Source organism: Chitinophaga hostae (assembly GCF_018224885.1).
Classification (GTDB): domain Bacteria; phylum Bacteroidota; class Bacteroidia; order Chitinophagales; family Chitinophagaceae; genus Chitinophaga; species Chitinophaga hostae.
The window spans coordinates 316,256-343,190 of record NZ_JAGTXB010000006.1 but is presented as its reverse complement, the minus strand read 5'-3'; the positions used below and the strand labels follow the sequence as shown (position 1 = coordinate 343,190).

The window sequence follows — 26,935 nt, the reverse complement described above, 5'->3', positions numbered from 1 at the left end:
TTTTCGCTATAATTTTTTAAATGATGATCGTAAAAGCGGGAATTGCGTATTTTTATTATCTAAATTTTATCTTTTGCCAAAGAACAAAGACGCGGTGTCGCGCTACCGTTGGATTGACGAGCGGCTGCGCAACAAGCAGAAGCCCAAACCCACCCTGGAAAACCTGATTGAATATGTATCGGATAAAATGGGCACAGGCGTATCTGTGCGGACCATACAGAAAGACATACAGGACATGCGCCAGGACCCTGAACTGAACTACATGGCGCCTATTGTATACGAACGCAGCAGCGGTACCTACCGCTATTCGGACGATAGTTTTTCCATTAGCAATTCCCCTATAGAAGAAGCAGATCTGCAGGGGCTGGAGATTGCTATTGGCATACTGGAACAATTCCGCAGCCTGCCGGTTGTACAACAGTTTGAAGACGCTATCCTGAAAATAGCGGCGAGTCTTAAAATGAACAGGGAAGCCCTTCAACATAAAGGGCTGATTAAATTTACCCGCACCTCACAATATAAAGGCGCAGAACATATTCCGGAAATAGTGGATGCCATCAAAAACCTGGAAGTAATCCGTATTGCCTACCAGAGCTTTGACCGCGATGAACCAAAGGAACATTGGGTAGAGCCCTATCACCTGCGTGAATATCAGCACCGTTTTTACCTCATCGGGAAAAGCCAGAAAACCCGCGGGGGAGCCGTGGTTACTTTTGCGCTGGACAGGGTCGTAAAACTCTGGCCTACCATGAAACATTTTGACGAAAAGAATTTTGATGATGCCAGCTATTTTCAACACGCCATCGGCATTACAGTACATGATGGGGAACCGGAAAATGTATTGCTGAGCTTTGCACCGAGACAGGGAAAATATATTAAATCGCAACCCATTCATGCGTCTCAGAAAGTGGTGGAAGATAACAGTAAGGAATGCCGTATATCCCTGAACGTGGTAATTAACCCGGAGCTTACGATGACCTTACTTAGCTATGGCGCCCAGGTGAAAGTGCTGGAACCGGCCCATCTGGCAAAGAAAATGGCAGAAGAAGCCAAAGCTATGACAACACTGTATAAGTAGTTAAAACAGATCAGCTGGTGAAGAAGAATCATGTCTTCCTGCACCAGCTGATCTGAACAAATAATATTACTGCGGTTTTGTAAACAAACTATCAGCTACCGGCTGATTGGTTTCTATCTTCAGGATATTAATTTTCACACCTCCCGGACTCTGTTCTGTAATACCCGGATAGGCAAGCCCCTCCGGCGTTTTCTTGTAGTCCGACAGCAGCGTAACAACTTCCATATCCTGTCCCTGTATCGTTACTTTGTTGGTAGCTTTTACCAGCAGGTAACTTTTGGTATCCAGGAAAGCATTGCCTACCATACCATCTGCAGAAGTGATTTTCAGCTTATACGCAGGTGATCCGTTAACCGAATCCTTTCCTACCAATTCTATTTTCTTTCCTTTGGATTTATAATCATACAACTCCCCTCTCACATCCAGCTGGGATTGCATCAGCTTCGTCATCTGCGGATCCATCTCCTGGGCCTCCGTTTGCTGCATTACCGGCATCAGGCTCCATCCAGCGGTACGTGTTACCACCTGTACATTGTTGGTACCCATTACGCTGAACTCCAGGCGCATCGCCTGATCCTGTTTCACCCACCGCTTGATAGGAACCGTTTGGCCCTGTACTTCCATATTCCCCTCCACATACTGCGACTTAATGGCCTGCAGCTTGGACTGCCCACCCATGGCCTCTATATTCTTTGCGATGATATCATCAACACTTTGGGCGTAAGTACTAACGCCTGCTATCAAAAACACTGCTAACAGCGAGTAAAACCTGGTTCTTGTCATAAAAAAATTTTTGTGCTCTTTTTTAAGCTAATAAAGATAACCAAAAAACATCTCTCCGCACACCCTCCCAAAAAATACGCCAGGGCTGAAAATCCCGCCTATTCCTTAGATTTACAGCATGAATACATTCCAGATTTCAGGGAACCTGGTAGATATACTGCAACAGGAAATATACCCGGCCACACTTCATATAGAAAACGGCACTATCCAAAGGATTGAACGTAATAATGGCGAATACCCGAACTACCTGCTTCCGGGCTTTACTGATGCGCACGTACACATAGAAAGTTCTATGCTCATCCCGTCTGAATTTGCGCGGCTGGCCGTTGTGCACGGCACTGTTGCCACTGTTAGCGATCCGCATGAAATCGCCAACGTAATGGGTGTAAAAGGCGTGGAATATATGCTGGAAAATGGCAAAAAAGTTCCGTTCCGGTTTAACTTCGGCGCCCCCTCCTGCGTACCGGCCACCGTTTTTGAAACCGCCGGCGCCACCGTCACAGTAGCCGATATTGAAGCCATGCTGCAAAGGGATGATATCAGGTACCTCACGGAGATGATGAACTTTCCGGGCGTACTGCACAAAGAACCGGAAGTACTGGCAAAAATAGCCGCCGCGAAAAAAGCCGGCAAACCCGTAGACGGCCACGCACCCGGCCTTCGCGGCGAAGAAGCCCGCGAATATATTGCAGCCGGCATCAGTACGGATCATGAATGTTTTACCATTGAAGAAGCGCTGGATAAACTCCGTTATGGTATGCACATCCTTATCCGTGAAGGCAGCGCCGCCAAAAACTTTGACGCACTGTATCCTCTCCTCCGGGATCATCCGGAAAAAATCATGTTCTGCAGCGATGATAAACACCCCGACAACCTGGAAGAAGGACATATTAACCTGTTGGTAAAACGTGCGCTGGCACACGGAATCGACCTGTTCAACGTATTGCGTGCAGCCTGCATAAACCCTGTTCTCCACTATAAACTGGACAACGGCCTGCTGCGTGAAAATGATCCGGCAGACTTTATCCTGGTAGATGATCTTCAAAACTTTAACATACTTGCAACATATATTGCCGGCCTGAAGGTAGCAGAACATGGTCGTACCCTGATCGATTCTATTCCATCCAGTCCTGTCAACAATTTTGTTTGCAACCCGGTGAAAGCAACAGATTTTCGTGTATCCGTTAGCGATAGTAGCGCACAGTCCTTACTGGCAAAGGTTATTGAAGCCCTGGACGGGCAGCTGATCACAAATGCACTCACAGCAGTATTGCCTGTTGATAAAGGGCTACTATACAGCGATCCCGGACAGGATATACTGAAAATGGCCGTAGTAAACCGTTACCGGGAAGCGCCACCGGCAGTAGCTTTTATTAAGGGATTTGGATTGCAGCAAGGTGCTATCGCTTCCTCTGTGGCACACGACAGCCATAATATTATTGCGGTGGGAACAGATGATGAAAGTATTGCTGCTGCCATCAACGCTGTAATAGCAGAACAGGGAGGTATCAGCGTAGCCGGTGGAAACACCTTACAGGTACTGCCATTGCCGGTAGCGGGATTAATGAGTAACCTCGACGGTTATACCGTGGCAGCGCAATACAGCACACTCGACAAAGCAGCGAAAACGCTTGGTTCCACACTGGCCTCGCCCTTTATGACCTTATCCTTCATGGCATTACTGGTAATTCCACACCTGAAACTAAGCGACCTGGGGTTATTTGATGGAGATGGATTTAGGCTCCTGGGAGAAAGGTATTGATTGTTAGCTTTTAGCCGTTAGCTTGTAGCTTTTAGGAAAATGCAGCGGATACATAAGCCAATTTGCTTGTATCTCCGCTGCATTTTCCTAAAAGCTACAAGCTAATGGCTAAAAACTACCGGCTTGTCCACAGCGCCCCATTAATAGAATCTCTCGATGCACCGGTTACCCCACTCAATACATTATCTTCCTGTCTCCAGCGTAAGGTGCCTATCAGGGCCATTATCAATGCTTCTTTAAAACTTACGGTCTGCTCATCCGGTACTTCGATGGTAACGCCGAGCGGCGCCAGCTTTTCACCGATGGTGTTAACAAGGAATGTATTAAACGCGCCACCGCCGGTAACGAGCATTTTTCCGCCGCCTTCCGGCAGCTGTGCCTGTAAAGCTTTTACGGCGCTGGCTACCTGTGTGGCAATATGCTCCACATAGGTGCGCAGTTTACCCTGCACGGATATACGCATGGGCGTTATCATAGGCAGTACAGTATCAGTACCAAAGTCGTTGGCCAATGATTTGGGCCACGGTGCGCTATAATAAGGCAATTGATTCAGCTGCTCCAGTAACCCGATATCCGCCACACCACCTGCAGCCAGCGCGCCGCCATCATCGTATGGTTTGTTAAGCGCTGCTGCCAGGGCGTTCAGCACCCGGTTGGCCGGGCAGATATCAAATGCCACAAATTGTTCCGGCAACTGAGCCGAGATATTGGCAATACCACCCAGGTTAAGCCAATATTGATATCCGGGCAACAGGTACTTTTCGCCGATGGGAACAATAGGTGCTCCCTGGCCACCCAGCGCCACGTCCACCGCCCGCAGGTCGGTGATCACGGGGAGGTTTGTTACTGCGGTAATAGCAGCACCATCGCCCAGCTGCGCCGTCATTTTATTGCCCGGCATGTGAAAAGTAGTATGCCCATGGGAGGCGATAAAATGTACTTTGTGATCCAGCTGATTGTTTTCTATAAAAGAGAGGATGCGTTGTCCCGTATAATGTCCATAGGCCGTATGCAGCAACAGGTAATCCCTGGCTGACAAGGTGGTAGCCTGTGCCAGTTTTTCCATCCATTCCGGCTCATAAGGCAGGCTCTCCGAGGCTTTGATCGCATAGGTCCACTGTCCGCGTATCTCCGTCAGTTCTGCAAAAACTATATCCAATCCGTCTAATGAGCTCCCAGACATGGTGCCAATCACGTTATATACCATCGACAAAAAATTTCAGCAAAGGTAGTTTTAAAATATTTTTTTTTCGATTTATGGAAACAGGGCCTTCGGGACCATCCTAATGGCAGAAAAACTTATCGCCATGAGAAAATATCTTGCGCTACTACTGCTTACCTGTCTGATGGTAATTAATGCCTCTGCCCGGCAGGAAAGAACGATTACCGGAACGGTAAAAGACAGTGCTGATGGTTACCCCATTGCCAATGCCGTGGTACGGGTAAAAGGCACTGATTATCTCACCGCCACCAACGCAAAAGGCACGTTTAGCCTCAAAGTACCGGTCGGTGCGCTCATCATCGAAATCAACGCCACCAGTTATAAACTGCGGGAAGTAAATCTCGGCGCCCAACAAACTACCCTCCACGTAAAACTGAGTATGTTACAGCAACTGATAAAAGCTGCTGAAAAGAACCGGTATATCATGACAGGTAAGGCAGATGAAATCGCAACGTCGCCTGTTGTAGAATATGTCGCCCCTCTCCCCAGGCAGCAAATGCATCAAAAAGCGCTGGCAGGACGGGTAGCCGGGGTAACCGCTAACGGCTATTATCCCGGTCCTGGCGCTAATACGGAAGATTACAGCCCCATCAACGAAAACATTTTCCATACAGCTACCGACCAGCCGCTCAGCACCTTCAGTATCGATGTAGACCGGGCTTCCTACAGCAATATGCGCCGTTTTCTGAATAATGGCGAAATGCCGCCGCCGGACGCGGTACGGGTAGAAGAAATGGTGAATTATTTTGACTACCGTTATAAAGCGCCCACCGGTAAAGATCCCGTGGCTATTTACGCCGATATGGCCGTTTGTCCGTGGAATACTGCGCACCAGCTGGTAAGGGTAGCTTTAAAGAGTAAACAGGTAGACACAAAAGACCTACCTGCTGCCAACCTGGTATTCCTGCTGGATGTTTCCGGCTCTATGGAAGATGAAAATAAGCTGCCGCTTGTAAAGCGTGCATTCAGCGTACTGACGGAACAATTGCGTCCACAGGATAAAGTAGCCATTGTGGTATATGCTGGCGCAGCAGGTGTAGTATTACCGGCAACCAGCGGAAGCGACAAGAAAAAAATCCTGGCGGCGCTGGATGAATTACAGGCAGGTGGCTCTACCGCAGGCGGAGAAGGTATAAAGTTGGCATATCATATCGCGGAAGAACTTCGTTCCCAAAACAGCAATACCCGTGTTATACTGGCTACCGACGGCGATTTCAATGTAGGTGTTTCCAGTGATGGCGAACTTACCCGGATGATAGAAAAAGAGAGACAAAAAGGTATTTCCCTTTCTGTACTGGGTTTTGGTATGGGAAATTATAAAGATAATAAGCTGGAACTGCTGGCCGATAAAGGCAATGGTAACTATGCCTATATTGATAATTTTGAAGAAGCCCGCCGGACCTTTGTTACGGAGTTTGGGGGGACCCTCTTCACGGTAGCCAAAGATGTGAAGCTGCAGGTAGAATTCAACCCGCAGTTCGTACAGGCATACCGGTTAGTAGGCTATGAAAACAGGATGTTACAGAACGAAGATTTCAACAACGATAAAAAAGATGCCGGCGACATGGGCGTAGGCCATACTGTTACCGCACTTTACGAGATCATTCCTTCCGGTAAAAAAGGGGAAACCGTTAACTGGGTAGACCCGTTGAAATACCAGCAGGGCAAAGTGCTGGGTAATCAAAGCGAGGTACTCACGGTAAAACTGCGCTATAAACAGCCCAATGCGGATGCCAGCCAGTTAATGCAAAAAGTATTGCCTTATAATAATCAACAGATCACTTCGGCGCCGGAAGATTTCCGGATGGCGACCGCTGTAGCCGCCTTTGGCCAGTTACTGCGCCACTCTGCATTTAAAGGCACTGCCACCTACGACCAGGTGCTGTCGTGGGCAGGAAACGCACGCGGGGAAGATGCCGAGGGCTACCGGGCCGAATTTATACAACTGGTGAAAAAAGCGAAGCTGCTGGACAAGGAGTAGTTACACTATTTTTCGGTAATTTGCGGCCTCAAAGGGATAGCTCATGATTATCAATTTAAGTGAAACCAATTCGTTGGTGGGAGAATGGTTAAGCGAGATCAGAAATGTGGACATTCAGCAGGACCGTATGCGCTTTCGGCGTAATATGGAAAGGCTGGGAGAAGTAGCAGCTTACGAGATCAGCAAAACGCTGGATTACGAAGACAAGGAAGTAACCACCCCCATGGGTATTGCTACCTGTAGCGTATTGAAATCCCAACCGGTACTGGCTACTATATTGAGAGCTGGACTGGCATTGCATCAGGGGTTGCTTCATTACTTTGATAAAGCGGACCACGCGTTTGTATCGGCCTATCGCAAACACAACCACGACGGTTCTTTTGACATCAGCCTGGAATATGTTAGTACCCCTTCCATAGATGGACAGGTGCTGATTCTTTCCGACCCCATGCTGGCTACCGGCGCTTCCCTGGTGAAAACAATAGAGCACCTGGAAGAAATCGGGAAACCCAGCCATATCCACCTAGTGGTTGCTATTGCCTGCACCGTTGGAATTGAATATGTTATCCGTAATACCAAGTCAAGCCTTACCATCTGGGCAGGAGATATTGACGATGAGTTAACTGCCAAAGGCTATATAGTACCCGGCCTTGGCGATGCCGGTGATCTGGCATTTGGAAATAAATTACAACAATAACACTGAATATATCGTTTTACGAATAGCAGTTTGTATCTTTAAAGAAGATCATATTGCTATTCGTTTTTTTTATTCATTATTTTTTTTATACATGGATTTAATTTGAGATATGATTTAATTGATGTACCTTCACCGGTATTGCATAATACCCTATGCTTTAAGCTTTATTAATATGAAAAGAGCTTTACTTTTACTAGCCATATTACTTTATTTAAATCCGTTGCGGGCGCAAGATCCGCACTTTTCGCAGTTTTTTGCATCACCGCTTACGCTGAATCCGGCTTATACAGGCTTATTTTCGGGAGATTATCGCTTATCCGGTAACTACCGCTCACAATGGCGCAGCATTGCCACACCTTTTGTAACCGGTACCGCTGCGATTGATTTTGGTATTTTAAAGAATGTAATTTCCTACACAGATATATGGGGAGTGGGATTGATGGCGATGTACGACAGAAGTGGCGGCGGCGCCCTCACATCGAGCTATGTATCCTTCAGCACAGCCTATCACAAAGGGCTTGACCCGGAAGGTAACCACACGCTTGCCATTGGTTTACAAGGAACATTTGTGCAAAAAAGACTGGATAATACCAAATTGCAGTTCGAAAATCAGATCGATAACAACGGCTATAACCCGGCTATTCCCAGCAACGAAACGCTGGTGAATCCGAAGATTTCCTATTTCGATCCCAATGTCGGTATCTTATACAATGGCCTGATCGGAGAATCCTCTAATATTTACCTCGGCGCCTCTTATTATCATATTACCCAACCAACAGAATCCTTTATGGATCTCACCCAAAACCGCCTCAGCTACCGCTGGACGGTACATGGCGGAGGATCTGTTCCGGTTAACGGGAAAGACCGGTTTCACACCAGCATCCTGTATATGAAACAAAGTACAGCATCCGAGTTTACCTTTGGTGGTGCTTACGGATTCATGCTCAATGATATGGACGACAACCCAACTACCTTTTACCTGGGTAGCTGGTATCGTTTAAAAGATGCGATCATACCCTATGTTGGACTGGAAATTAAGGGATTCCAGATTGGTCTCACCTACGACACCAACGTGTCTACACTTAACCCTGCCTCCCATTACCGCGGTGGTATGGAGATCTCGCTGATCTATATCCACACCCGGAACGAAAACAACAAGTATAAAACACTCTGTCCACGTTTCTAGGACATACATTATCAATATTTTAACGATTATCCCATTTTGGGAAGATGATAGCAGCAGTACCTTTGCTATGATCTTCCCAAAATGGGATAATCATTAAAATCATTGGCATTCATACTTATTTTTGCCTTAGTTTCGTTGCTCTTTCATAAAAACCGGGAACAAACACACATTCACACTAAAATATTCAGGCGTTGTTTTCATTCAGAGAAGTACTGTCGGCTGTTCAGTCTTACGGAAAAGCCCACCAGTTCATATTGCAGCATAAGTTGTGGAAATGGATACTAATACCAGGCATTATTTACTGCCTGTTATTTTTCACGGGTTTTTACTTTGTGTGGGGCTATTCCGGTTATTTTGTGGAGTACCTGACCAGGCTGATGCACATTACGGAGTGGGTACAGGACCTGGAAAGCAGCTGGATAAGTTTTCTGTTTATTCTCGTAGCGTTTTCTGTCCGGATCGTATTTGTGTTCTGGTACTTTTCCTACTTCAAATACCTGTTTCTCATTGTAGCATCGCCTGTTTTTTCTTATTTATCTGAGAAGACAGAAGCCATTCTTGATCATAAAGACTTTCCTTTCAGCTGGTCGCAGCTGGGTCAGGATATTCTTCGTGGCATCAAGATGTCGTGCCGTAATATCGTTTACCAGACAGCTGCCATCCTGATCTTATTGCTGGTATCCTTTATCCCGGTTATCGGCTGGCTGACGCCAATGGTGGGCTTCTTTATTGAATCTTACTTTTATGGATTCTCCATGATGGACTATAGTTGCGAACGGCATAAGTTGAATATGTCGCAGAGTATAAATTTTATCCGTCAGCACCGTGGCATGGCCATTGGCAATGGAATGGTGTTTTACCTGTTTATGCTTATTCCGGTAATTGGCTGGATGCTGGCTCCTTCTTACGCGGTAATTGCTGCCACTATTGACTTACAAAATAAAAGACTGAAATAATGAATACTCCGGGCAAAGTGTACCTTGTTCCAACAGTGCTGAGCGCCGATGCCTTATTCAGCATTCCTGCATATATTACCAATATTGTACAGCAGCTTTCTGTTTTTTATGTAGAAAATGAACGCACTGCCCGCCGCTATTTAAAGGCGCTCGACAGGAATATCGATATTGACGCGCTGCAGTTGCTGATCATGAATGAAAATCAGCCCCCGGACCTCGCACTTGCCAAAAAACTTTTACTGGAAGGAAAAGATATCGGGGTATTGAGTGAAGCCGGATGTCCTGCTATTGCAGATCCCGGCAACCTCATTGTACAGGTGGCGCACAGCGTCAACGCCAGGGTAATCCCGATGATAGGCCCCAATTCCATATTGCTGGCCCTCATGGGCTCCGGTATGAATGGTCAGCATTTCCAGTTTATAGGGTACCTGCCTATCAAACCGCCGGAAAGAACAAAAATGATCAGGGAGCTGGAACAGGAATCGGCCAGGAAAAATCAAACACAACTTTTTATAGAAACGCCTTACCGCAATAACCAGCTGATGAAAGATATACTTGATAACTGTAAGGACCATACGAAAATTTGCGTGGCGGCCGACCTTACAGCACCGACTGAATACATTAAAACAAAGACGGTGAAAGAGTGGAAACAACAGGTACCGGATTTGCATAAAAGGCCGGCGATATTTTTAATAGCTGCTAGCCATTAGCTTTTAGCTGTTAGCAAATGCAGAGAAGATTATGTTATGGTAGTATTCGCTGCATTTGCTAACAGCTAATAGCTAAAAGCTAAAAGCTGGTTCACGGCACCCCTTGGCTATTAGGATTTGTGATGGAAATAATGCTATCCACAATAAATGGACTATATCCTCTCCAGGGAATGGCTCCCAGGTATTCTTTATAATGCAGTTCTACAACTTTACCGCTGGCAGTCATCAATTGCTGGGCAATACGCTCGCTGCTCACGGAAAACTGGAATTCATTTGACTGGATGGTGCCGGCCACCTTACCCCGGTAACCTGCCTGTATCAATTTGCCTTCATAGGTTTTAAAGACATATCCCTTCTGCACAAAATAATTCAGCTCACCTGCCTTTACACCCTGTCCAAAAACAAAATAATATTTGTAGAAGAATATGCCTCCCAGTACCAGTATGATAATACTTACAACGATAAAGACAAACTTACCCATAAGGATCTTTTAGTGATAGTTAATCAGAAATTCAGATCTACAAGATAAATCAAACCTGCCATACCAAAAGCACCCAATTCTAATTCTCTTTTATTCACTGCTTCAAAAACATCATTGGCTGCATGGTGAATGTCAAAATAACGCTGTGAATCAGGATAAAGTTCAGCCATAGGCGTACCAATGGCGGCATTCAATTGTCCTACATCTGTTCCGCCTCCCGGCTCTTCGAAATCATTGATGCCATAAGGTTCAAACAACGGTTTCCAGCTTACGATCTTTGCTTTCATTGCAGCGGGCACGGTAGTGGAAAAACCGCGGGGGGTGAACCCGCCGGCATCACTTTCCAGGGCGAAAATGTGTTTTTCGTTCCGGGCTTTGGCTACAGCTGCGTATTGGGTACCTCCACGCGTGCCGTTTTCTTCATTGGCAAACAATACCACTCTCAGCGTATGCGCCGGTCTGATTCCCTGTGCTTTAAAAGAGCGTAACACCTCAATAGATTGTACGCAACCAGCGCCGTCATCATGCGCGCCTTCTGCCACGTCCCAGGAATCGAGATGACCACCTACTGTTATGTACTGGTCGGGGTACTTACTGCCTCTCAGCTCCCCGATCACATTATAGCCAATAGTATCTTTCTTCATTTCACAATTGGTGCGCAGAAATACCTTGGCATCTGTATCATCTTTGATCCGGAGGCTCAGGCGATCCGCATCTTCCAGACCGATGGCCACCGCCGGTATCAGGGGGTAAGCACTGTCGTACCGCATAGCGCCGGTATGCGGGAAGTTATTGGCGCCATGCGACATAGAGCGCACGATCACTGCCACCGCGCCATATTTGGCAGCCCTGCTGGCGCCCTGACCGCGATACATCACGGCTTCGCCGTATGAATGAAAAGTTTTTATATTGGTAGGAATAAAGCGATGATTATAAAAAACGATCTTTCCTTTTACCTGGTCTTTCTTTGCTTCCAGTTCATCAAAAGAAGCTACTTCCAATACCTCCGCGGTTACGCCATCGGGACCGCTCCCTACAGAGTTGCCCAGCGCGAGGATATTTAAAGGTGGTATGAAATCACGACGTTTAGAGATAATACGGGCTTCTTCCTTGGCTCCTCTTACCCAGTGCGGCACCATACACTCCTGCAGGTATACCGTGTCTGCTCCGGCAGCTTTCAGGGCTTTTACCCCCCATTGCTCAGCCTTCGGCATTTGCGGTGACCCCGCCAGGCGACCGCCGATTTGTTTGGTCAGTACGCGCAGGTTCTCATAAGCGGTACTATGGGTTAATACTTCGTCAGCTAATTTTCTCAGTGTTGCAGAATCCCCCTCCTGCGCCACTGCGAAGGCCGGCAGCGAACAGGCTACTAAAATTGGCACTATAAACTTTTTCATGAAGCAGGTTAATTTATGGTTAAAACTACTAAAAAAGCCGAAGGGAGAAAGCATAAAGCAAAAAGCAGGGAGCAGCAGACGACATACAGACGCCCAGGCAGTAATATGTATAAAATATATATTCGTTCGTGTTACCTCCCCTGGCTGGCGGCTTTTTGTTATATGCTTTAACCTTTCTGCTTTTTAGTACCTTTGCAGAATGCAAAAAAAGAACTCATGCGCATAGGAATAGTATGTTACCCTACCTACGGTGGTAGCGGGGTACTGGCCACTGAACTGGGCAAGGCCCTGGCAGACAAAGGCCATATGGTCCACTTTATTACATATCAACAGCCGGTAAGGCTTAACGCGTTTCACGCTAATATATATTATCACGAAGTACAGGTTCCAACATATCCGCTTTTTGATTTCCCTCCTTATGAGTCGGCCCTCAGCAGCACCATGGTGGATGTGATCATTAACCAGAAACTGGACCTATTACATGTGCACTACGCTATCCCGCATGCATCTACTGCATATATGGCCAAGCAGATTGTGAAAAAACATGGCAGAACCGTTCCCTTTATTACCACATTACACGGTACTGATATCACCCTGGTTGGTAAGGATAAAACCTACGAACCGGTAGTTACCTTTTCCATCAATGAATCAGACGCTATCACTGCTGTATCTGAAAACCTGCGGGATGAAACTTATAAATCCTTCCCGATAGAAAAAGATATATCTGTGATCTACAACTTTGTGGATACACAGCGCTTCAGTCGCCGGGACCTCCCTCACTTCAGACAGGCCATTGCTCCCAACGGAGAAAAGATCCTGCTCCACGTTTCCAACTTCCGTAAGGTGAAACGTGTACCTGATGTAGTGAAGGTGTTTGCAGCAGTACGCAAGGAGCTCCCTGCCAAGTTGTTGCTGGTTGGCGATGGTCCGGACAGGCCTTCTATCGAATGCCTTTGCCGGGAATTGGGCATTTGTGAAGATGTAAGATTTGTGGGTAAGCAGGAGCAACTGGAAGATGTAATGTCTATCAGCGACCTGTTTTTGCTGCCATCAGAATACGAGAGTTTTGGTTTGGCCGCACTGGAAGCAATGGCGGCGCAGGTACCGGTAATATCTTCCAATGCAGGAGGTTTACCTGAAATCAATATACCTGGTCAAACCGGCTTTATGAGCAATGTGGGCGATGTAGCAGGTATGGCTGAACAGGCCATCCGGTTGCTGAAAGATGAAACACTGCTGGCACAGATACGGAAAGGCGCGTGGGAACAGGCGCAACGTTTCCATATCGACAATATCATTCCTCAATACGAGGCTTTATATGAAGAAGTATTACTCAAACAGGTACAGTTGCTTTAACGGGCGCGGATCCATCTTTCAGGATTCTGTTTCACCATATTCCGGTAGATCTGTAATTCTATTTCACCAGCATTACTACCTGCTCCGGAAGCAGCTACCCCTAATGTTTGACCACGTTTCACGGCAGCGCCTTTGCTGACGCGTATATCCAGTAATCTCACATAGTTGGTAAAATATTTTCCATGGCGTAGGGTAACCATATACCCTGCGCCTGGTACCATAAACACCATAATAACTTCCCCATCGAAAATGGCTTTCACGGCGGCGCCTCTGGCAGTAGCTATGATAACGCCATTATGATCCACTTCGATTTTGCCTACTCTTCCGGCGCCGAAATGGCCGGTAATCCTGCCCGCATCTACCGGCCATGGCAACCGGCCACGGTTGGATTCAAAATCGCGCGACAGCGATAATGCTTCCGGAGTAGCCACCAATACGTCTTCGCTGGAAGCTTTCGCCACCGGCGCATCATCTTCTTCTTTCTCTTCCTCCACTGGTTTTGCAGGAGGCTTTTTATGCGCTTTCCTCGCGGCCTCCAGGGCGGCCTTCCTGCGGGCGGCTGCCAGTTCCCGGCGTTTGGCGTCTGCGGCCTTTTTCCGGGCCAGGGCCTGTGCTGCCGCCTTCTTCTGGGCAGCAGCTATTTCCCGGCGGATAGCCTCCTGGATGGCCTGATCTACCTGCCTGGCTTCGGCCTTGCTTTTATTGATACGCTGCTGTAACTCCTGCTCCTGGTCTTTCAGCTGCGCAATAGTTTGATCTGTTTCTTTTTTATCTGCTATCAGCGTTCCGCGCTGCCGTTGTTCGGTATATAATGCTCCCGCCTTTTCTGCACGCTGTTCCTGTAATGCTACCAGTTTCTGGCCCAGCAGCGCTTTGGTCGACAATAAATTTTCGGCCTGTTTCCGCCTGTTTTCCCGGTATTGCTGCAGGTATTGATAACGACGGATGGCATCGTTAAAGCTGGTCGACGAAAAAAAGAAACTCAGCACATCATAAGAGTCCCTCGTTTTATAGGCGTATACCACTAACTGTGCATACCGGGCCCTCAGAGAATCTACTTCCTTCTCCAACGTTTGTACGTTGTCGTTAGTGTGACTGATGTCTCCTTCTATGACGCTGATTTCTTTATTAATACTTACGATCTGGGCATTGCGACTGGCAATCTTTGCCTGCAATTCCCGTTGCAGGCTGAGGTTCTGGCGGGTCGATTTCTTGGTTTGCTGCAGGGTCCTGGTTGCTTCTTCAATTTCCTTTAACAGCATTTGTTTGCGGTTTTCCAGTGCCGCGCGCGAAGATTTATTGCCCCGCTGTGCATACAACAGTGCAGGCAATAGCCATAGCGCCATCAAAAGAGGGATCAACTTTCTCAAAAAAAATGCATTTGGTTAGTAAGCCCGCCAAAGGCCGAAGACATAAAGCAAAAAGCTATTAAAGCGGATGATTACATCATGTCAGCTATCATCCGCTTTAATAGCTTTTTGCTTTATGCCTTCAGCCTTCAGCTTTATAAATTATCGTCTCCGGATCCACTGCTCGGGATTCTGTTTGGTAATACCTTTCCAGATCTGCAGTTCCACCTCACCGGTGTTTTCAATATCGTTGGTGCTGGCAGTACCTATTACCTGCCCGGTTTTCACATTATCTCCCTTCTTCACCCGGGTAGTTTGCAAACGTACATAAGTAGTGAAGTATTGTCCATGACGAATAATAATTACATATCCTGACCCGGGCATTACGACTACTGATTTCACTTCACCATCGAAGATAGATTTCACTGCACCTCCTTTATTGGTGGCAATCACAATACCATCGGAAGGCACCTGGATATGCTCCATAACTGCGTGCTGATGGATACCAAAATGTTCGATGATATTACCTGCGTCCACCGGCCATGGCAGTTTTCCGCGGTTGGCCTCAAAACTTTCCGACAATGCCAGCGCTTCCGGGGTGGCTTCCAGTACGTTCTCTGTACGGGCTGTAGCCTTTTCTGGCTCGGGTGTTGGCTCAGGTGTTTTTACCGGAGGAGCCGGCGCAGGTGTTGCCGGCGCGGGCGTATTATTAGCAGTGTTATTATTATTTGCAGCAGCAGCGGCGGCAGCTTTGGCTTTTTCAGCGGCAGCAAGCGCCGCGGCCTTACGGGCTTCTTCTTCGCGTCTGCGTTTTTCTTCCAATGCTTTACGGCGGGCAGTTTCTTCTTCGATGGCCTTCCGACGGGCATCTTCAATTTCTTTACGGATTACCGCCCTGATGGCTGCCTGTACTTTCTGAGCATCTTTATTACGCTGGTTGATATCTGCCACCAGTTCTTTTTCACGGCCTTTCAGTTTGCTTAACACCTCATCCTTCTCCTTCTTATCCACTTCCAGGGTGCTTCTCTGATCCTGCTCGGTTTTAAGTGCATCAGAACGTTTTACCCGCTGTGATTCCAGGTTCTGAATTTTCCGGTTCAGCTGATCCTGTGTGGTCACAATATTATCTGCCTGCCGGCGGCGGTATTCGCGGTATTGCTTTAAATATTGAAAGCGTTTTACCGCATCATTAAAACTTTGTGCAGAAAACACAAAGTTGAGCATATCATAAGAAGAACGGTTCTTATAGGCATACACTACCAGGAGCGCATATTGCGCTTTAAGCGTATCCAGGTCTTTCTGCAGAGTTTTTACATCCCGGTAGGCGGCGTTAATATCACCGTTAATAAAATTGATTTCTTCGTTGATATTATTGATCAGCCGGGAACGCAGCGTGATTTTATCACGCAGGGCACGTAGTTGCCCCAGGCTTTCCCTTGTTGATTTCTTGGTTTCCTTCAGTTGTTCGTTTGCCTCATCTATTTCTCTTTGCAGCTCTTTTTTTCTTCGCTCCAGTTCCTCCCGCGATTGCTGCTGCTGCCCGTTATTCTGGGCAACCAACATGGCTGGCATTAACCATAGCATCAACATAAACGGGATAATCTTCTTCAAATACAACATGACTGATTTTAGTAACTGCAAATTAAATAAATATACAACGTTTATTAGTTTAATGGAGATGACATTTACCCGGTTGTCATTTTACATTCGTTTATAGCTGGAAGGCATATTGAACGGAAAGCTGAGCGGGATGTCAAAATCATAGCGTGTAAAATCCAGCGCTACTTTGGTAACATTTTTCTCTTCCACATAGATGCGGCGGGTGGTAGGGAATTTACGTCCTGCTACTTTGGTATAATCACCATAGGTCAGCTCGCAGGAGCGTTTTATGGCATTACTGCTATCCTTATCCATCACCTTGCTTTGTTGTAATCCATAATCATCAGCAAACACGTTAAAAAGACTCACAAACTTTGCATGATCACAACTAAAAGAAATAATGGATGGTGTTTTTACCACCTGGTACACTGAATCTGTCAGATACACCGGGTTACCGATCAGCATATCCTGCAGGGTTTGGAAGTCGAATGGTATTCCCAGCAACTCTTCTGCATCTGCCATCCTCCGAAGGAATAATTGTTTGTCCAGGCGATTATACATTTTAAGGCTATCCGGCGTAATAACGGCTCTCACTACTTCATCTACCAATGGCGCCGATATAGATACCCAGATGATACTATCTTTTTTTATACGGAAAGTAGCATTCAGGTTATTATGACTCTTTTTATCTGTTTCAAATGCCAGCTTCATTTTGCCGGAAAAAGTGGCAAAATCGATATGATTAGCATGTATTCCCTTCAGCATATCGGCGGTAAAGCGGGCCAGTTCCTCATTGGATGAACTGTCTTTCACCACCGGTAGTTTACTGGTATCTGCAGCCGGAAAGGAGCTACGGGCCAGTTTTTTGGGATGGCGGCAGGCCACCATACCCAGGCCGATCGTTGCTATTAAAAGTGTGACTATGGTTTTTCTCTTCATTGAGCGATGAACTTATAGCTAAAAGCTTATTGAATATATCTTTTTTCAGCGATCTTACGGACGAGGTCTACAGAGGAAGCTCCTTTGTCTTTGGCCATCTGCCAGTATTCTACTGCTTTTGTTACTTCTTTCAGATTAAACAGGATATCCCCGTAATGTTCCAATACATTCGGATTCTTCTGCGCTTCAGGGTACTGTAATGCTTTTTCTATCCACTGTTTTGCTTCTGCAAACTTTTCCTGACGGAAAAGGATCCAGGCGTAGGTATCCATGTACGTAGGACTTTCCGGTTCTATTTCCAGGGACTGTTTTGACATTTCAGCCGCTCTTTCCAGGTTCTCACCGCGTAAAGACAGGTAGTAGCTGTAATTGTTCATGATCAGCGCATCTTTGGGACGGAGCACCAACGCTTTTTCGTAGCTGCTGTCTGACTGCCGGTGCTGACCGGTAGCATGATAGGCATCGCCCAGGAGTGAATAGATATCGCCGAGAAATTTCTTCTCTCCATTACCTATTTCCAGTGCCGCGTTCAACGAATTAATGGCATTAGGATATTGCTGTAAAAGGAAACTGGCCACTCCTTTAAAATAGTAGCCCATAAACTCTTTGGGGAACTTACTGGTTACATTGTTGCTGAGTGTCAGCAAAGCGGTAGGATCTTCCTTGCGGGAATAAATCCACATCAGCTGGTACCATACCGAAAAACGGGTATCATCGAGGTTCAGGGCTTTCTTATAGCTGGCTTCCGCACTATCGAGCATATCAGCCTGTGAAAACATATCGCCACGCAGCGCATAGGCTTTGGCATCTTTGGGATGTGCTTTTATAATCAGTGAGGTCAGCTGCAGTCCTTCTTCCAGCTTGCTGGTATCCATATTCATCATTTGCAGGTAAGGATACACGTACGCCACTTTTTCATCGATGCTGTAACCCGGATTGGCAAATGCTTTGGTAAGATTGGACCAGTAGGTTTTAGTGTCATTATTTTTCTTTGCATAAGATGCTAAAGCAATCAATGCCCTCGGGTTATTCGGATCCTTTGACAGGATGGTATGGTATACTTCGGCGGCATCCGCCACCCGGTCGTTAGCATCATATACTTCCGCCAACAGGTAATAGTAGCGGATCTCCTGCGGCTCATGGTTAATAAGCTTTTTTATTTCCGCTGCTGCCTCATCCACCATGCTCATTTTCAGCAACAGTTTTTGTTTCTGGTAGATGAGTTCTTCCACCACCCCTACTTTATTCTCCAGCTGGTTAAAAGCTGCCAGTGCAGATGCAGGTTTATTGGCTTTCGCCAGTAACACCCCTTTGTTATAGAGATAATCTTCGTTATCGGGAAAACGTTTGGTCAGCCCGTCGAAAACATAAGCCGCGCTGTCAAATTTCTCATTCACGGCATAGGCATCGGCCAGCGTTACCTGAAACCAATGATTCTGCGAGTCCAGTGCAGCAGCGCGACGCGCAAAAATGAGGGCGTTGCCCGCATTTTGTTCTTCCATGAACAGGCGGGCCAGTTCATAGTTAACTGTTGCATTATTTTTATTCAACCGCAGATAGTCTGCATACTGGGTAATAGCCGTACGATAGTCACCCAGCATTTTAGAACGCTGAGCGGCAAAAAACAGGCTATCCGCCCGCTGTGCCAACACGGCGGCCGTTTTAACGTTGGCTTTATTATGTGACGCAGATTTCCTGGCACCACTACACGCCCCCATTAATAAAATACCAGCCAGCCCTATAACGGTGAAGTATATCCGCATTTATCAGGATTTACCGGTATGTCCAAAACCACCTGCGCCTCTTACTGTATCAGTTAGCACGGTTACCGGCTCTATGACAGCCTGAACAAAAGGCGCGATGACCATCTGGGCAATACGGTCACCTGGTTGAATGGTTTGCGGTTCGTTAGATAAATTGATGATTATAATTTTGATCTCCCCGCGGTAGTCCGCATCAATCGTGCCGGGTGTGTTCAGCAGGGTAAGACCTTGTTTGATAGCCAGGCCGCTACGCGGGCGAACCTGTGCTTCGTATCCTGCCGGTAATTCCATAAACAAACCGGTAGGGATCAGCATTCTTTCCAATGACTGCAGTGTAACTGCTGTTTCCAAATGTGCGCGGAGATCCATTCCTGCCGCATCCGCCGTTGCATAGGCCGGTAATTCGTTACCAGACTTATTGATGATTTTCACTATAATATCCGCCATTGAACAAAGATATTTTAAAATAATTACGAATTATGGAATTACGAATTACGAATTATGAATTACGAGGCAATCTCCGGGTAAATTCGTAATTCCGTAATTCTATTGCGTGATATGCTCCAGCAATACAACCGCATGCGCCGTTACACCTTCTTCACGGCCTACAAAGCCTAATTTTTCGGTGGTGGTGGCTTTAACTGATACATCTTCCACGCTGATATGCAGGGTTTCGGCAATTACAACCTGCATAGCGGTTACGTATGGCTTGATTTTAGGCGCCTGCAAACAAAGCGTGCTGTCCACATTTACCACCTGGTACCCTTTTTCACCGATCAGCTGCGCACAACGGGCCAGCAATATTTTGCTGTCGATGTTCTTATAGGTATTGTCTGTGTCAGGGAAATGCACACCGATATCACCCAATGAGAGCGCACCCAGCATTGCATCACAGATTGCATGTAACAACACATCAGCATCACTATGTCCCAACGCTCCTTTATGATGAGGTACCAGCACCCCGCCCAGCCAAAATTCCCGGCCTTCTACCAGCTGATGAAAATCTACCCCCAGTCCAATACGTATCCTGCTCATGTTTATAATATTTTAATCATTTTGCCAATCCGCAAGGTAAGGCAATAAATATAAAAATCCCCCCGTTTAGCGGAGGGATTCAACCGTTTAACCAGTTAATTATTTTGTAAAATAAATGGCAAATTGTTCATTACCAACCCGTACGGCTATCTTCATCCCTGGAGCCCAGGTCAAAAGTCAGTGTAAACCTCAATGTGTTTGATAACGGGTTACGCTGGATACCTGAACCGGAAGGCACCAGGTACGAAAAGTTCAAACCAAAAACATCATACTTCACCCCAATACCGGCAGTAAAATATTTGCGGTTTCCTTTGTATTTGTTCTCGTTGAAATAACCGGCCCTTACTGCAAACTGTTGATTGTACCAGTATTCCATGCCAACTGAATACATCAGCTCCTGCAACTCTTCTTTAAACCCACCCGGGGCATCCCCAAAAGAGCTAAACATCCCTTCCAGTGAGCTCTTTGTCCTGTATTTTCCGGCAGAGTCAGGTGTTGGCACCAATAATTTATTGATATCCAGGGCAAAGGTAAGCTGGTTGGTTTCATCCAACGCCAATGTATAGGCAGTACCGATACCCAGATTGGTAGGCAGGAAATCCTTATCCTGGGCCGAGCTTACATAAGAAATTTTGGTACCTATGTTAGAAATAGCCGCTCCGATACTCAGTTTGTTCACAAGGCCGTCATCTTTTTCAAAGTCTTTTGTGTAAAATCCGGACAGATCTACTGCAAAAGCTTTACCTGCCTTGATGGGGGCACTTCCGCCACCCACTGTTTGCCCGCTGGCCAGGTTGGAGTAAATGAAATGCCCGGTTAGGCCAATCGAGAAATGATCAGACAGCTTACGGGCATATCCTGCGTCCACTGCAAACTCCCTTGGATGGAAGTCCTGCAATACCGTGCCCGCGTAATCGGTGAAAGTAACCGTTCCTAAAGAAAAATAACGCAGGGAAGCGGAAACCGCCTGTTGCTCATCCAGTTTGGTATAACCTGTAAGACTGGCCAGGAAAACGTCGTTCACCAGTTCTTTTAACCAGGGGGTATAAGTCACTGCCAGGCCTGCATTCTTTTCAGCAAATGGCAGCTTTGACAGGTTATTATAAATAGAATAAGCATCCGGAGAAATGGCAACTCCCACATCTCCCATAGCTCCGCTGCGCGCATCCGGTGTAATTCTCAGGAAAGGTACAGCCGTGTTGATGGGTATTGAACGGCCATCTAACTGCCCAGAGGAGATTTGTGCTGAGGTTCTTAAACTTATGAAAGTACCGTAAATGAACACGAGGCCCATTGTTACCTTTCGGATCATGCAGATTTTGTATTTGATAAGGATGTAAAAATAATCTTATTTATAATATAACGCTGAAAGGGGTTTAATTGGGATAATGGTTAAACTATTTTCCTTGCATAGGCTATAATAACACCAGCTTACCGCCCATTATCTTCGTTTTTTTAGTGGTTCTGATGGTTAACCTGTAAAGGTACAGTCCAGAGGATAGCTTTGCTCCCGAATCATCACGGCCATCCCAAGGCATGCCATCATAACGGCCCGCTGTGGAAATTATTGTGCTATGCAGGGTTTTCACCAGACTTCCTGCCACTGTAAATACCTGTAATGTAAGCTGTAGTTCTTCCCCCTGTTGATTATGGAGGAAAGTAAAACGTGTTACATCCCGGAAAGGATTCGGATAATTCCTTACCTCTTCTACAGAAAGCGCCCCCTGTTCAGTTACTTTAAAATAAATGGTCGTCGTAGTAAAATTATTATAGGAATCCCAGGCTTTGATGGTAATCCTATGCTCTCCTGTCGACAGCCCACTTAGTGGAAACAGTATACTTCCTTTCTTATAACTGTTCAAAGCTGCCTCAAAGTAATCATTTAATACAATATATTCTGCACTATCCAGCAGCGCTGTTATACTATGACGATCATTGTTCCCGGAAATATTGATTCCACTGCTGTCTGCCATGTCAATGATGAGCAAAGGGTCCGGGCCAGTGATATCCCCGTTTCTGAACTGCCGGTTATCCAACCAGGCAGTTATTGCGGGACCGGTTGCATCCGCAGCAGGTCCTGTTATTATGCCACCGGTCGCAAAATTATCAAAATAACCGTTACCATCCAGCTGATCGTTGCTGGTATAATAGCTAACCTTGCCCTTCCCATTTCCTTCGCGAATATCCTGCGGTGCAACGAATGTAACTGAAAACCGGCCATTGGCCACGGTTTGGGTTCCCTGAAAGAGTACATTACGCTGCACGGGGTAGGCAGCTACTTCACTGCCGGCGTCATTACCCCTGGTTTTTTGTAGGGAAGCCTGATCAAACACTGTCGTATAGAGCATCCCATTATAGTCTGTTACTGCATTGCCCCGGGCATCTGTAATATGTCCTTTGATAGTGTATTGTCCCAGGCCTTTTACCGTATCTGTACCCGCTACCTCCTTTCCGTTGATGGAGTCTGTTACCACTTTATAGGTTGGAAACGCCAGTGTCAGTGCCGGGTCGCCCAACAATTGGAACTTGCGATTATTTATTGCATCTGCCGAGCCGCTGTAGGTCGCATTTTTTGCCAGCATGGCAGCAGTTCCCAATGCGGGCATGCGGCCATCGGCGCCGGGGGTAAAAGCCACTTTCAGGTAATTTGCATTCATCAACTGGTTCGATGCTGCAAAAACCGCCCGGGTGGTTGTCATCAGCGCAATAGCCCCACCACTTTGCTGCAACAGTATTTTATGACCAAGGGAAGTGATACCCGGATCATCATATGGTGCGAAATCGCAGGTGGCAGTAATAAACAGCGGCAGCTTATCGTCGTTATGCCAATCCTTAATACTATTGCCATCCATGATATTTTCTGCGGCCAGGCGGGAACTGCTGCCATGTCCTGCATAGTTCAGTATCAGCGTTCCCCTGTTAATCCTGTTCGCAATAGCTTTGTTTACCTGCGGGTATGTGGCGCCTCCGGCGCCTGCCTCCTGGGGATAAGCATCCAGGTATATTTTTTCGGTATTCACTACCGGGGCAGCAGCCGTGAGGATAGCGCCCATCTTTTCGGCATCCTTAAAATGCAGATTACTGTCTTCATCATCGGCCAGCAGCGCCACCTGATTACGCCAGGGGCCAAAGCCTGCCGGTTGCCGGTAACGGATTATCTTATCTACCGCTAGATTAGCTTCGCTCGCGTTACGCGCAGGGATACGTCCTATACCAATATCCAGCAGGTCAGGCACTCCGGTTTGGGTGATATCCCCTCCATCTTTCAGGATACCGAAATAGTCGTCCGATACGTAGGAACGGATGGCATCCAGCGAGGCCTCACTTTGCCACGACGGAACATCGTTGGTATTGTTCTTTATGCGTTGCCGGTAATCGTAGGAGGCGGCCCCGAACAACAACAGGTAACGGGGCGCTGGCCGCCGGTCATAGAACATTTTCACGTAGTCGCGGATGGCGCCCGGTTCTGGAGAACCGGAAGCAAATTCGTTATACACCTGGTCAACGGTAGTAACCTGTACGGAAAGCTGGTCCATTGCACGATGCATCGCCGCCAGCCTTTCTGCAGGTCCCTGCAGCGCAGGAGTGGTAATAATAATCATATCCGCCGCCCCGTTGCCGTGCAGGTCCTGGTTAGGTACCTGTTCTTCAAAAACGGGCAATAATGCCGCTCCATCCCGGAAGGCCACATATTCGTGCAGCCGGTCGTTTTCCCCGGTAAACAATAGTGAGTCGCCCTCCTGCCGGGATATTACCGATATTGGTTTCAGCGGATCTGTAACATCCCAGATCTTCGTTTGCACATCGGCGTTATGCAGGGCAAAGCGGCTGTTTTGTCCGCTGCCGGCGTGAAGGGCGCTGCGAAAATCCAGTACGCCGGCTGCCGGCATTACCAGCGCACAGCGTGCCTGTACTTCCAGGTAATCCAGCCAGCCCTTGTCATTGATATTATTGGGAGAAAAAACCACGGATGCTTCCAGCTCCGTCCGGGCGGTATTGGCAGTACCGCTGCCGGTAGCAGCGGTAGCCACGCCTTCAAATATATTATCTGTTACCGGCAGCAGGTATAAATTGCTGATGGCAGCTACATTATTGATAGCGACGTTAAAGTTGCATCCGCCACTGCTGCGGGCTGCCACCCGCATATTTACCTTCACCGGGCCGGCAGGCGCCGCAGGCAGTGTAAACCGATAACTGCGCGACAATCCCACTACCTGGCTGAATTCCTGTCCCCACCATTGTTTACCGCTGTTGAGGAAGTTGATACTATCGCGTTCATAAAACGTGTGATAGTCGAAAGCGTATTCAGGTATCCCCGTTGCCGGAGGATTGGTATCTGTCTGGATCCGAAGTCCTTCTCCTCCTACCGTTAAATAATACCAGGCCTTATCTGCATAGAGGTGGTGCTGATGGTTAAATGTACCGGAGGATGGGTTAAATTGCCAGCCATCAGGCCCTGGGGCATAAAAAAGAAGGTAGTCACTCCCATCCAGGTAACCATCCCCTCCATCTGATGCCTGCAAGGCCAGTTCCGGTAAATCATCATACCGGGGGGTATTATTCGGCTCTCCCAGCATACGGCCACCGGTACCAAAAATGCGAATGGCGGCGGTCTTTAATTGTTGTGTACCGATACCCATACTTTTCAGGAAGGCCACATCTATTTTATAGACCCCGGGGGCGGCAACAGCCAGTTTATACCAGGCGCCGGCAGCCAGGATGGAATGTTTTTTATATTGCCGAAGACTGCTTTGGGCATACACTTCCTGTTTCTTTAAAAAGAAAACCAGCATGATCCCTATAAAAATATAATTGAGTTTCATTATCTTAATCGCAGTTTTTCGACCGGTTGATATAGGAGAGCCTTTGTCAGCGGGGACGATTGGCAGCAAATTACAAATTAATTTTTTTCGCCATAAAATAAAAAAGAGTACATTTGCGTTTACTGTAAATATACTAGACTAAAGCTGTATCGCATGCGTAGATTAACCTCTTTATCATTGCTCGTAGGTACCAGCGTAATGCTATCCATGAGCGCCTGTCATAAAGACGGCGGGGGACTTTTCGGTAAGAAGAAGACATCTTCTTCCGCTACGGGCTGGAACTACAACGACCAGAAAATGGGCGGTTTCAGCGTAGCTAAAAATGTAGCCCAGCAAACGGGGCCGGGACTTGTTTTTGTACAAGGCGGTACCTTTGCCATGGGCGCCACGGAGCAGGATGTAATGGGCGACTGGAATAATATTCCACGTCGTATTACTGTTTCTTCTTTCTACATTGATGAATCTGAAGTAGCCAACGTACATTATCGTGAATATCTTTACTGGTTGAACCGCGTTTATGGCGAGTCCTTCCCGGATGTTTACCGCAATGCACTGCCCGATACCCTGGTATGGCGTAGTGAACTGGCCTATAACGAGCCACTGGTAGAATACTATTTCCGTCACCCGGCCTACAACGACTACCCGGTGGTGGGTGTTACCTGGAAACAGGCAACCGACTATTGTAAATGGCGTTCCAACCGCGTGAACGAAAAGTTGCTGATGGACAAAGGGCTGCTGTCTAAAGCAGACGTTGGTAACCAGTCAGACGACAACACCTTTGACACCAAATCTTACACCGCAGGTTTGTACGAAGGTACTCCCGGCAAAATGAGTAAAAGTGCCAAGGATCAATTTAAAAATGCAGACGGAACACCGCGTAACGCTGCTTTTGAAGACGGCGTAATGTTACCCAACTACCGCCTTCCTACAGAAGCTGAATGGGAATATGCCGCGCTGGGATATATCGGTCAAAACCCTGGTCCTTCCAAAAAAGAAGGCAAACACGGGGAAGAGCTGATCATGAACAAACAGGTATACTCCTGGGGTACTAACACCAGCGGACTGCGTGATATCCGCCGTGGTACCATGCAGGGTCAGTTCCTGGCCAACTTCAAGCGTGGTTCCGGTGATAACATGGGTGTGGCCGGCGGTTTGAATGACCGTGCTTCCATCCCTGGTCCTATCCGCTCCTTCTACCCTAATACCTTCGGCATCTACAACATGTCCGGCAACGTAGCTGAGTGGGTACTGGACGTTTACAGACCACTGAACCCGATCGATGGTGAAGACTTCAACTACTTCCGTGGTAATAAATTCCAGACTGTTTACCAGAATGAAAATAAAGAGTTCGAAAAAGACAGTCTCGGTCACCTGAAAATGCGTGACGTAACCGATGAAGAAAGTGCGAACCGCCTTAACTACCAGAAAGGTGATGTGATCAACTACCTGGATGGTGACTCTCTTTCACAGGTGGAATATGGTTATGGCGTAACCACACTGATCAACGATAAATCACACGTGATCAAGGGTGGTAGCTGGAACGACCGTGCTTACTGGCTTTCACCAGGTACACGCCGTTACATGCAGGAAGACATGGCCACTAACACTGTTGGTTTCCGTTGTGCAATGGATCGTGTAGGTAGCCCTGAAGGTAATAAGTTTAAAACTGGTAACCTGTTCAAGAAACAGCGCCAGAAGAGATAATGGGAATTTTGTCTTACTCAGGATTAAACTGATTAAGATGATCAACCGGATTTTACTTTTTGATTATAAAAAGATTAGCGAAGACGAAAGCGGATACCCGCTTTTATCTTCGCT

21 protein-coding genes are annotated in these 26,935 nt (G+C 47.0%); 9 read left to right on the top strand and 12 right to left on the bottom strand.

Translation table 11 applies throughout. The features are described from left to right. Positions 1 to 73: 73 nt before the first annotated feature. Positions 74 to 1,078, top strand: a complete 1,005-nt coding sequence (locus tag KE626_RS15245; protein WP_211973770.1) for a helix-turn-helix transcriptional regulator — start codon at positions 74 to 76, stop codon at positions 1,076 to 1,078. Positions 1,079 to 1,144: 66 nt separating this feature from the next. Here the strand turns inward: KE626_RS15245 and KE626_RS15240 are convergent, their stop codons facing one another. Next, positions 1,145 to 1,861, bottom strand: coding sequence for a hypothetical protein (locus KE626_RS15240; protein WP_211973769.1), 717 nt, complete (start codon positions 1,859 to 1,861; stop codon positions 1,145 to 1,147). A 118-nt stretch (positions 1,862 to 1,979) separates the two neighbouring features. Here KE626_RS15240 and ade point away from each other — a divergent pair, with 118 nt between their 5' ends. Next, positions 1,980 to 3,623 (top strand): adenine deaminase, encoded by a 1,644-nt coding sequence (ade, locus tag KE626_RS15235; RefSeq protein WP_211973768.1) that lies wholly within the window; start codon positions 1,980 to 1,982, stop codon positions 3,621 to 3,623. 115 nt (positions 3,624 to 3,738) lie between these two features. Here the strand turns inward: ade and KE626_RS15230 are convergent, their stop codons facing one another. After that, positions 3,739 to 4,830 carry an anhydro-N-acetylmuramic acid kinase gene (locus tag KE626_RS15230; RefSeq protein WP_211973767.1) on the bottom strand — a complete coding sequence of 364 codons (1,092 nt, stop codon included), beginning with the start codon at positions 4,828 to 4,830 and terminating at the stop codon, positions 3,739 to 3,741. Positions 4,831 to 4,930: 100 nt separating this feature from the next. On the opposite strand from KE626_RS15230, the gene KE626_RS15225 reads away from it, so the two are divergent. The 5 genes from KE626_RS15225 to KE626_RS15205 all read left to right on the top strand — a co-directional run bounded on the left by KE626_RS15225 (position 4,931) and on the right by KE626_RS15205 (position 10,375). Beyond that, entirely contained in the window at positions 4,931 to 6,826 is a 1,896-nt protein-coding gene (locus KE626_RS15225; RefSeq protein ID WP_249207479.1) for a vWA domain-containing protein, read from the top strand. A 43-nt stretch (positions 6,827 to 6,869) separates the two neighbouring features. Continuing rightward, positions 6,870 to 7,523 (top strand): uracil phosphoribosyltransferase, encoded by a 654-nt coding sequence (upp, locus tag KE626_RS15220; protein WP_211973765.1) that lies wholly within the window; start codon positions 6,870 to 6,872, stop codon positions 7,521 to 7,523. 172 nt (positions 7,524 to 7,695) lie between these two features. Next, the gene (locus KE626_RS15215; protein ID WP_211973764.1) at positions 7,696 to 8,709 is read left to right on the top strand and encodes a PorP/SprF family type IX secretion system membrane protein; all 1,014 of its coding nucleotides are present in this window, start codon (positions 7,696 to 7,698) and stop codon (positions 8,707 to 8,709) included. Between the two features lie 191 nt (positions 8,710 to 8,900). Further along, entirely contained in the window at positions 8,901 to 9,665 is a 765-nt protein-coding gene (locus KE626_RS15210) for an EI24 domain-containing protein (protein WP_211973763.1), read from the top strand. Beyond that, entirely contained in the window at positions 9,665 to 10,375 is a 711-nt protein-coding gene (locus KE626_RS15205) for an SAM-dependent methyltransferase (RefSeq protein WP_211973762.1), read from the top strand. The genes KE626_RS15210 and KE626_RS15205 overlap by 1 nt, the downstream gene beginning before the upstream one ends. Positions 10,376 to 10,466: 91 nt before the next feature. On the opposite strand, the gene KE626_RS15200 is transcribed toward KE626_RS15205, so the two are convergent. Both KE626_RS15200 and KE626_RS15195 read right to left on the bottom strand, forming a co-directional pair. After that, a complete protein-coding gene (locus tag KE626_RS15200) occupies positions 10,467 to 10,856 on the bottom strand; it encodes a hypothetical protein (RefSeq protein ID WP_211973761.1) in 390 nt (129 codons plus the stop codon). Positions 10,857 to 10,879: 23 nt separating this feature from the next. Next, the gene (locus KE626_RS15195; RefSeq protein WP_211973760.1) at positions 10,880 to 12,253 is read right to left on the bottom strand and encodes a M20/M25/M40 family metallo-hydrolase; all 1,374 of its coding nucleotides are present in this window, start codon (positions 12,251 to 12,253) and stop codon (positions 10,880 to 10,882) included. A 216-nt stretch (positions 12,254 to 12,469) separates the two neighbouring features. Here KE626_RS15195 and bshA point away from each other — a divergent pair, with 216 nt between their 5' ends. Next, the gene (gene bshA / locus KE626_RS15190; RefSeq protein WP_211973759.1) at positions 12,470 to 13,609 is read left to right on the top strand and encodes an N-acetyl-alpha-D-glucosaminyl L-malate synthase BshA; all 1,140 of its coding nucleotides are present in this window, start codon (positions 12,470 to 12,472) and stop codon (positions 13,607 to 13,609) included. On the opposite strand, the gene KE626_RS15185 is transcribed toward bshA, so the two are convergent. The 8 genes from KE626_RS15185 to porU form a co-directional block, all read right to left on the bottom strand. Then, on the bottom strand, positions 13,606 to 14,979 hold the full coding sequence (locus KE626_RS15185) for a murein hydrolase activator EnvC family protein (protein ID WP_211973758.1): 1,374 nt from the start codon (positions 14,977 to 14,979) through the stop codon (positions 13,606 to 13,608). The two genes, bshA and KE626_RS15185, sit on opposite strands and share 4 nt — an antisense overlap. A 141-nt stretch (positions 14,980 to 15,120) precedes the next feature. Further along, on the bottom strand, positions 15,121 to 16,569 hold the full coding sequence (locus KE626_RS15180; protein WP_211973757.1) for a murein hydrolase activator EnvC family protein: 1,449 nt from the start codon (positions 16,567 to 16,569) through the stop codon (positions 15,121 to 15,123). Between the two features lie 90 nt (positions 16,570 to 16,659). Beyond that, complete coding sequence (lolB1, locus tag KE626_RS15175; RefSeq protein WP_211973756.1) at positions 16,660 to 17,496, bottom strand: lipoprotein insertase outer membrane protein LolB1; 837 nt, start codon at positions 17,494 to 17,496, stop codon at positions 16,660 to 16,662. A 26-nt stretch (positions 17,497 to 17,522) separates the two neighbouring features. Next, complete coding sequence (locus tag KE626_RS15170) at positions 17,523 to 19,259, bottom strand: tetratricopeptide repeat protein (RefSeq protein ID WP_211973755.1); 1,737 nt, start codon at positions 19,257 to 19,259, stop codon at positions 17,523 to 17,525. Between the two features lie 3 nt (positions 19,260 to 19,262). Then, on the bottom strand, positions 19,263 to 19,706 hold the full coding sequence (dut, locus tag KE626_RS15165) for a dUTP diphosphatase (RefSeq protein ID WP_211973754.1): 444 nt from the start codon (positions 19,704 to 19,706) through the stop codon (positions 19,263 to 19,265). Between the two features lie 99 nt (positions 19,707 to 19,805). Then, positions 19,806 to 20,294, bottom strand: coding sequence for a 2-C-methyl-D-erythritol 2,4-cyclodiphosphate synthase (gene ispF / locus KE626_RS15160; RefSeq protein ID WP_211973753.1), 489 nt, complete (start codon positions 20,292 to 20,294; stop codon positions 19,806 to 19,808). 130 nt (positions 20,295 to 20,424) lie between these two features. Then, positions 20,425 to 21,606 (bottom strand): type IX secretion system outer membrane channel protein PorV, encoded by a 1,182-nt coding sequence (gene porV / locus KE626_RS15155; protein ID WP_211973752.1) that lies wholly within the window; start codon positions 21,604 to 21,606, stop codon positions 20,425 to 20,427. 103 nt (positions 21,607 to 21,709) lie between these two features. Then, complete coding sequence (gene porU / locus KE626_RS15150) at positions 21,710 to 25,117, bottom strand: type IX secretion system sortase PorU (protein ID WP_211973751.1); 3,408 nt, start codon at positions 25,115 to 25,117, stop codon at positions 21,710 to 21,712. A gap of 153 nt (positions 25,118 to 25,270) precedes the next feature. On the opposite strand from porU, the gene KE626_RS15145 reads away from it, so the two are divergent. Beyond that, the gene (locus KE626_RS15145; protein WP_211973750.1) at positions 25,271 to 26,821 is read left to right on the top strand and encodes an SUMF1/EgtB/PvdO family nonheme iron enzyme; all 1,551 of its coding nucleotides are present in this window, start codon (positions 25,271 to 25,273) and stop codon (positions 26,819 to 26,821) included. Positions 26,822 to 26,935: the final 114 nt, after the last annotated feature.

Coding starts and splice junctions, on each gene's coding strand:
- KE626_RS15215 (WP_211973764.1), top strand. CDS start 7,696: ATGAAAAGAGCTTTACTTTTACTAGCCATATTACTTTATTTAAATCCG.
- KE626_RS15230 (WP_211973767.1), bottom strand. CDS start 4,830: ATGGTATATAACGTGATTGGCACCATGTCTGGGAGCTCATTAGACGGA.
- KE626_RS15240 (WP_211973769.1), bottom strand. CDS start 1,861: ATGACAAGAACCAGGTTTTACTCGCTGTTAGCAGTGTTTTTGATAGCA.
- lolB1 (WP_211973756.1), bottom strand. CDS start 17,496: ATGAAGAGAAAAACCATAGTCACACTTTTAATAGCAACGATCGGCCTG.
- porU (WP_211973751.1), bottom strand. CDS start 25,117: ATGAAACTCAATTATATTTTTATAGGGATCATGCTGGTTTTCTTTTTA.
- dut (WP_211973754.1), bottom strand. CDS start 19,706: ATGGCGGATATTATAGTGAAAATCATCAATAAGTCTGGTAACGAATTA.
- upp (WP_211973765.1), top strand. CDS start 6,870: ATGATTATCAATTTAAGTGAAACCAATTCGTTGGTGGGAGAATGGTTA.
- KE626_RS15225 (WP_249207479.1), top strand. CDS start 4,931: ATGAGAAAATATCTTGCGCTACTACTGCTTACCTGTCTGATGGTAATT.
- KE626_RS15195 (WP_211973760.1), bottom strand. CDS start 12,253: ATGAAAAAGTTTATAGTGCCAATTTTAGTAGCCTGTTCGCTGCCGGCC.
- KE626_RS15170 (WP_211973755.1), bottom strand. CDS start 19,259: ATGCGGATATACTTCACCGTTATAGGGCTGGCTGGTATTTTATTAATG.
- ispF (WP_211973753.1), bottom strand. CDS start 20,294: ATGAGCAGGATACGTATTGGACTGGGGGTAGATTTTCATCAGCTGGTA.
- KE626_RS15145 (WP_211973750.1), top strand. CDS start 25,271: ATGCGTAGATTAACCTCTTTATCATTGCTCGTAGGTACCAGCGTAATG.
- porV (WP_211973752.1), bottom strand. CDS start 21,606: ATGATCCGAAAGGTAACAATGGGCCTCGTGTTCATTTACGGTACTTTC.
- KE626_RS15205 (WP_211973762.1), top strand. CDS start 9,665: ATGAATACTCCGGGCAAAGTGTACCTTGTTCCAACAGTGCTGAGCGCC.
- ade (WP_211973768.1), top strand. CDS start 1,980: ATGAATACATTCCAGATTTCAGGGAACCTGGTAGATATACTGCAACAG.
- bshA (WP_211973759.1), top strand. CDS start 12,470: ATGCGCATAGGAATAGTATGTTACCCTACCTACGGTGGTAGCGGGGTA.
- KE626_RS15200 (WP_211973761.1), bottom strand. CDS start 10,856: ATGGGTAAGTTTGTCTTTATCGTTGTAAGTATTATCATACTGGTACTG.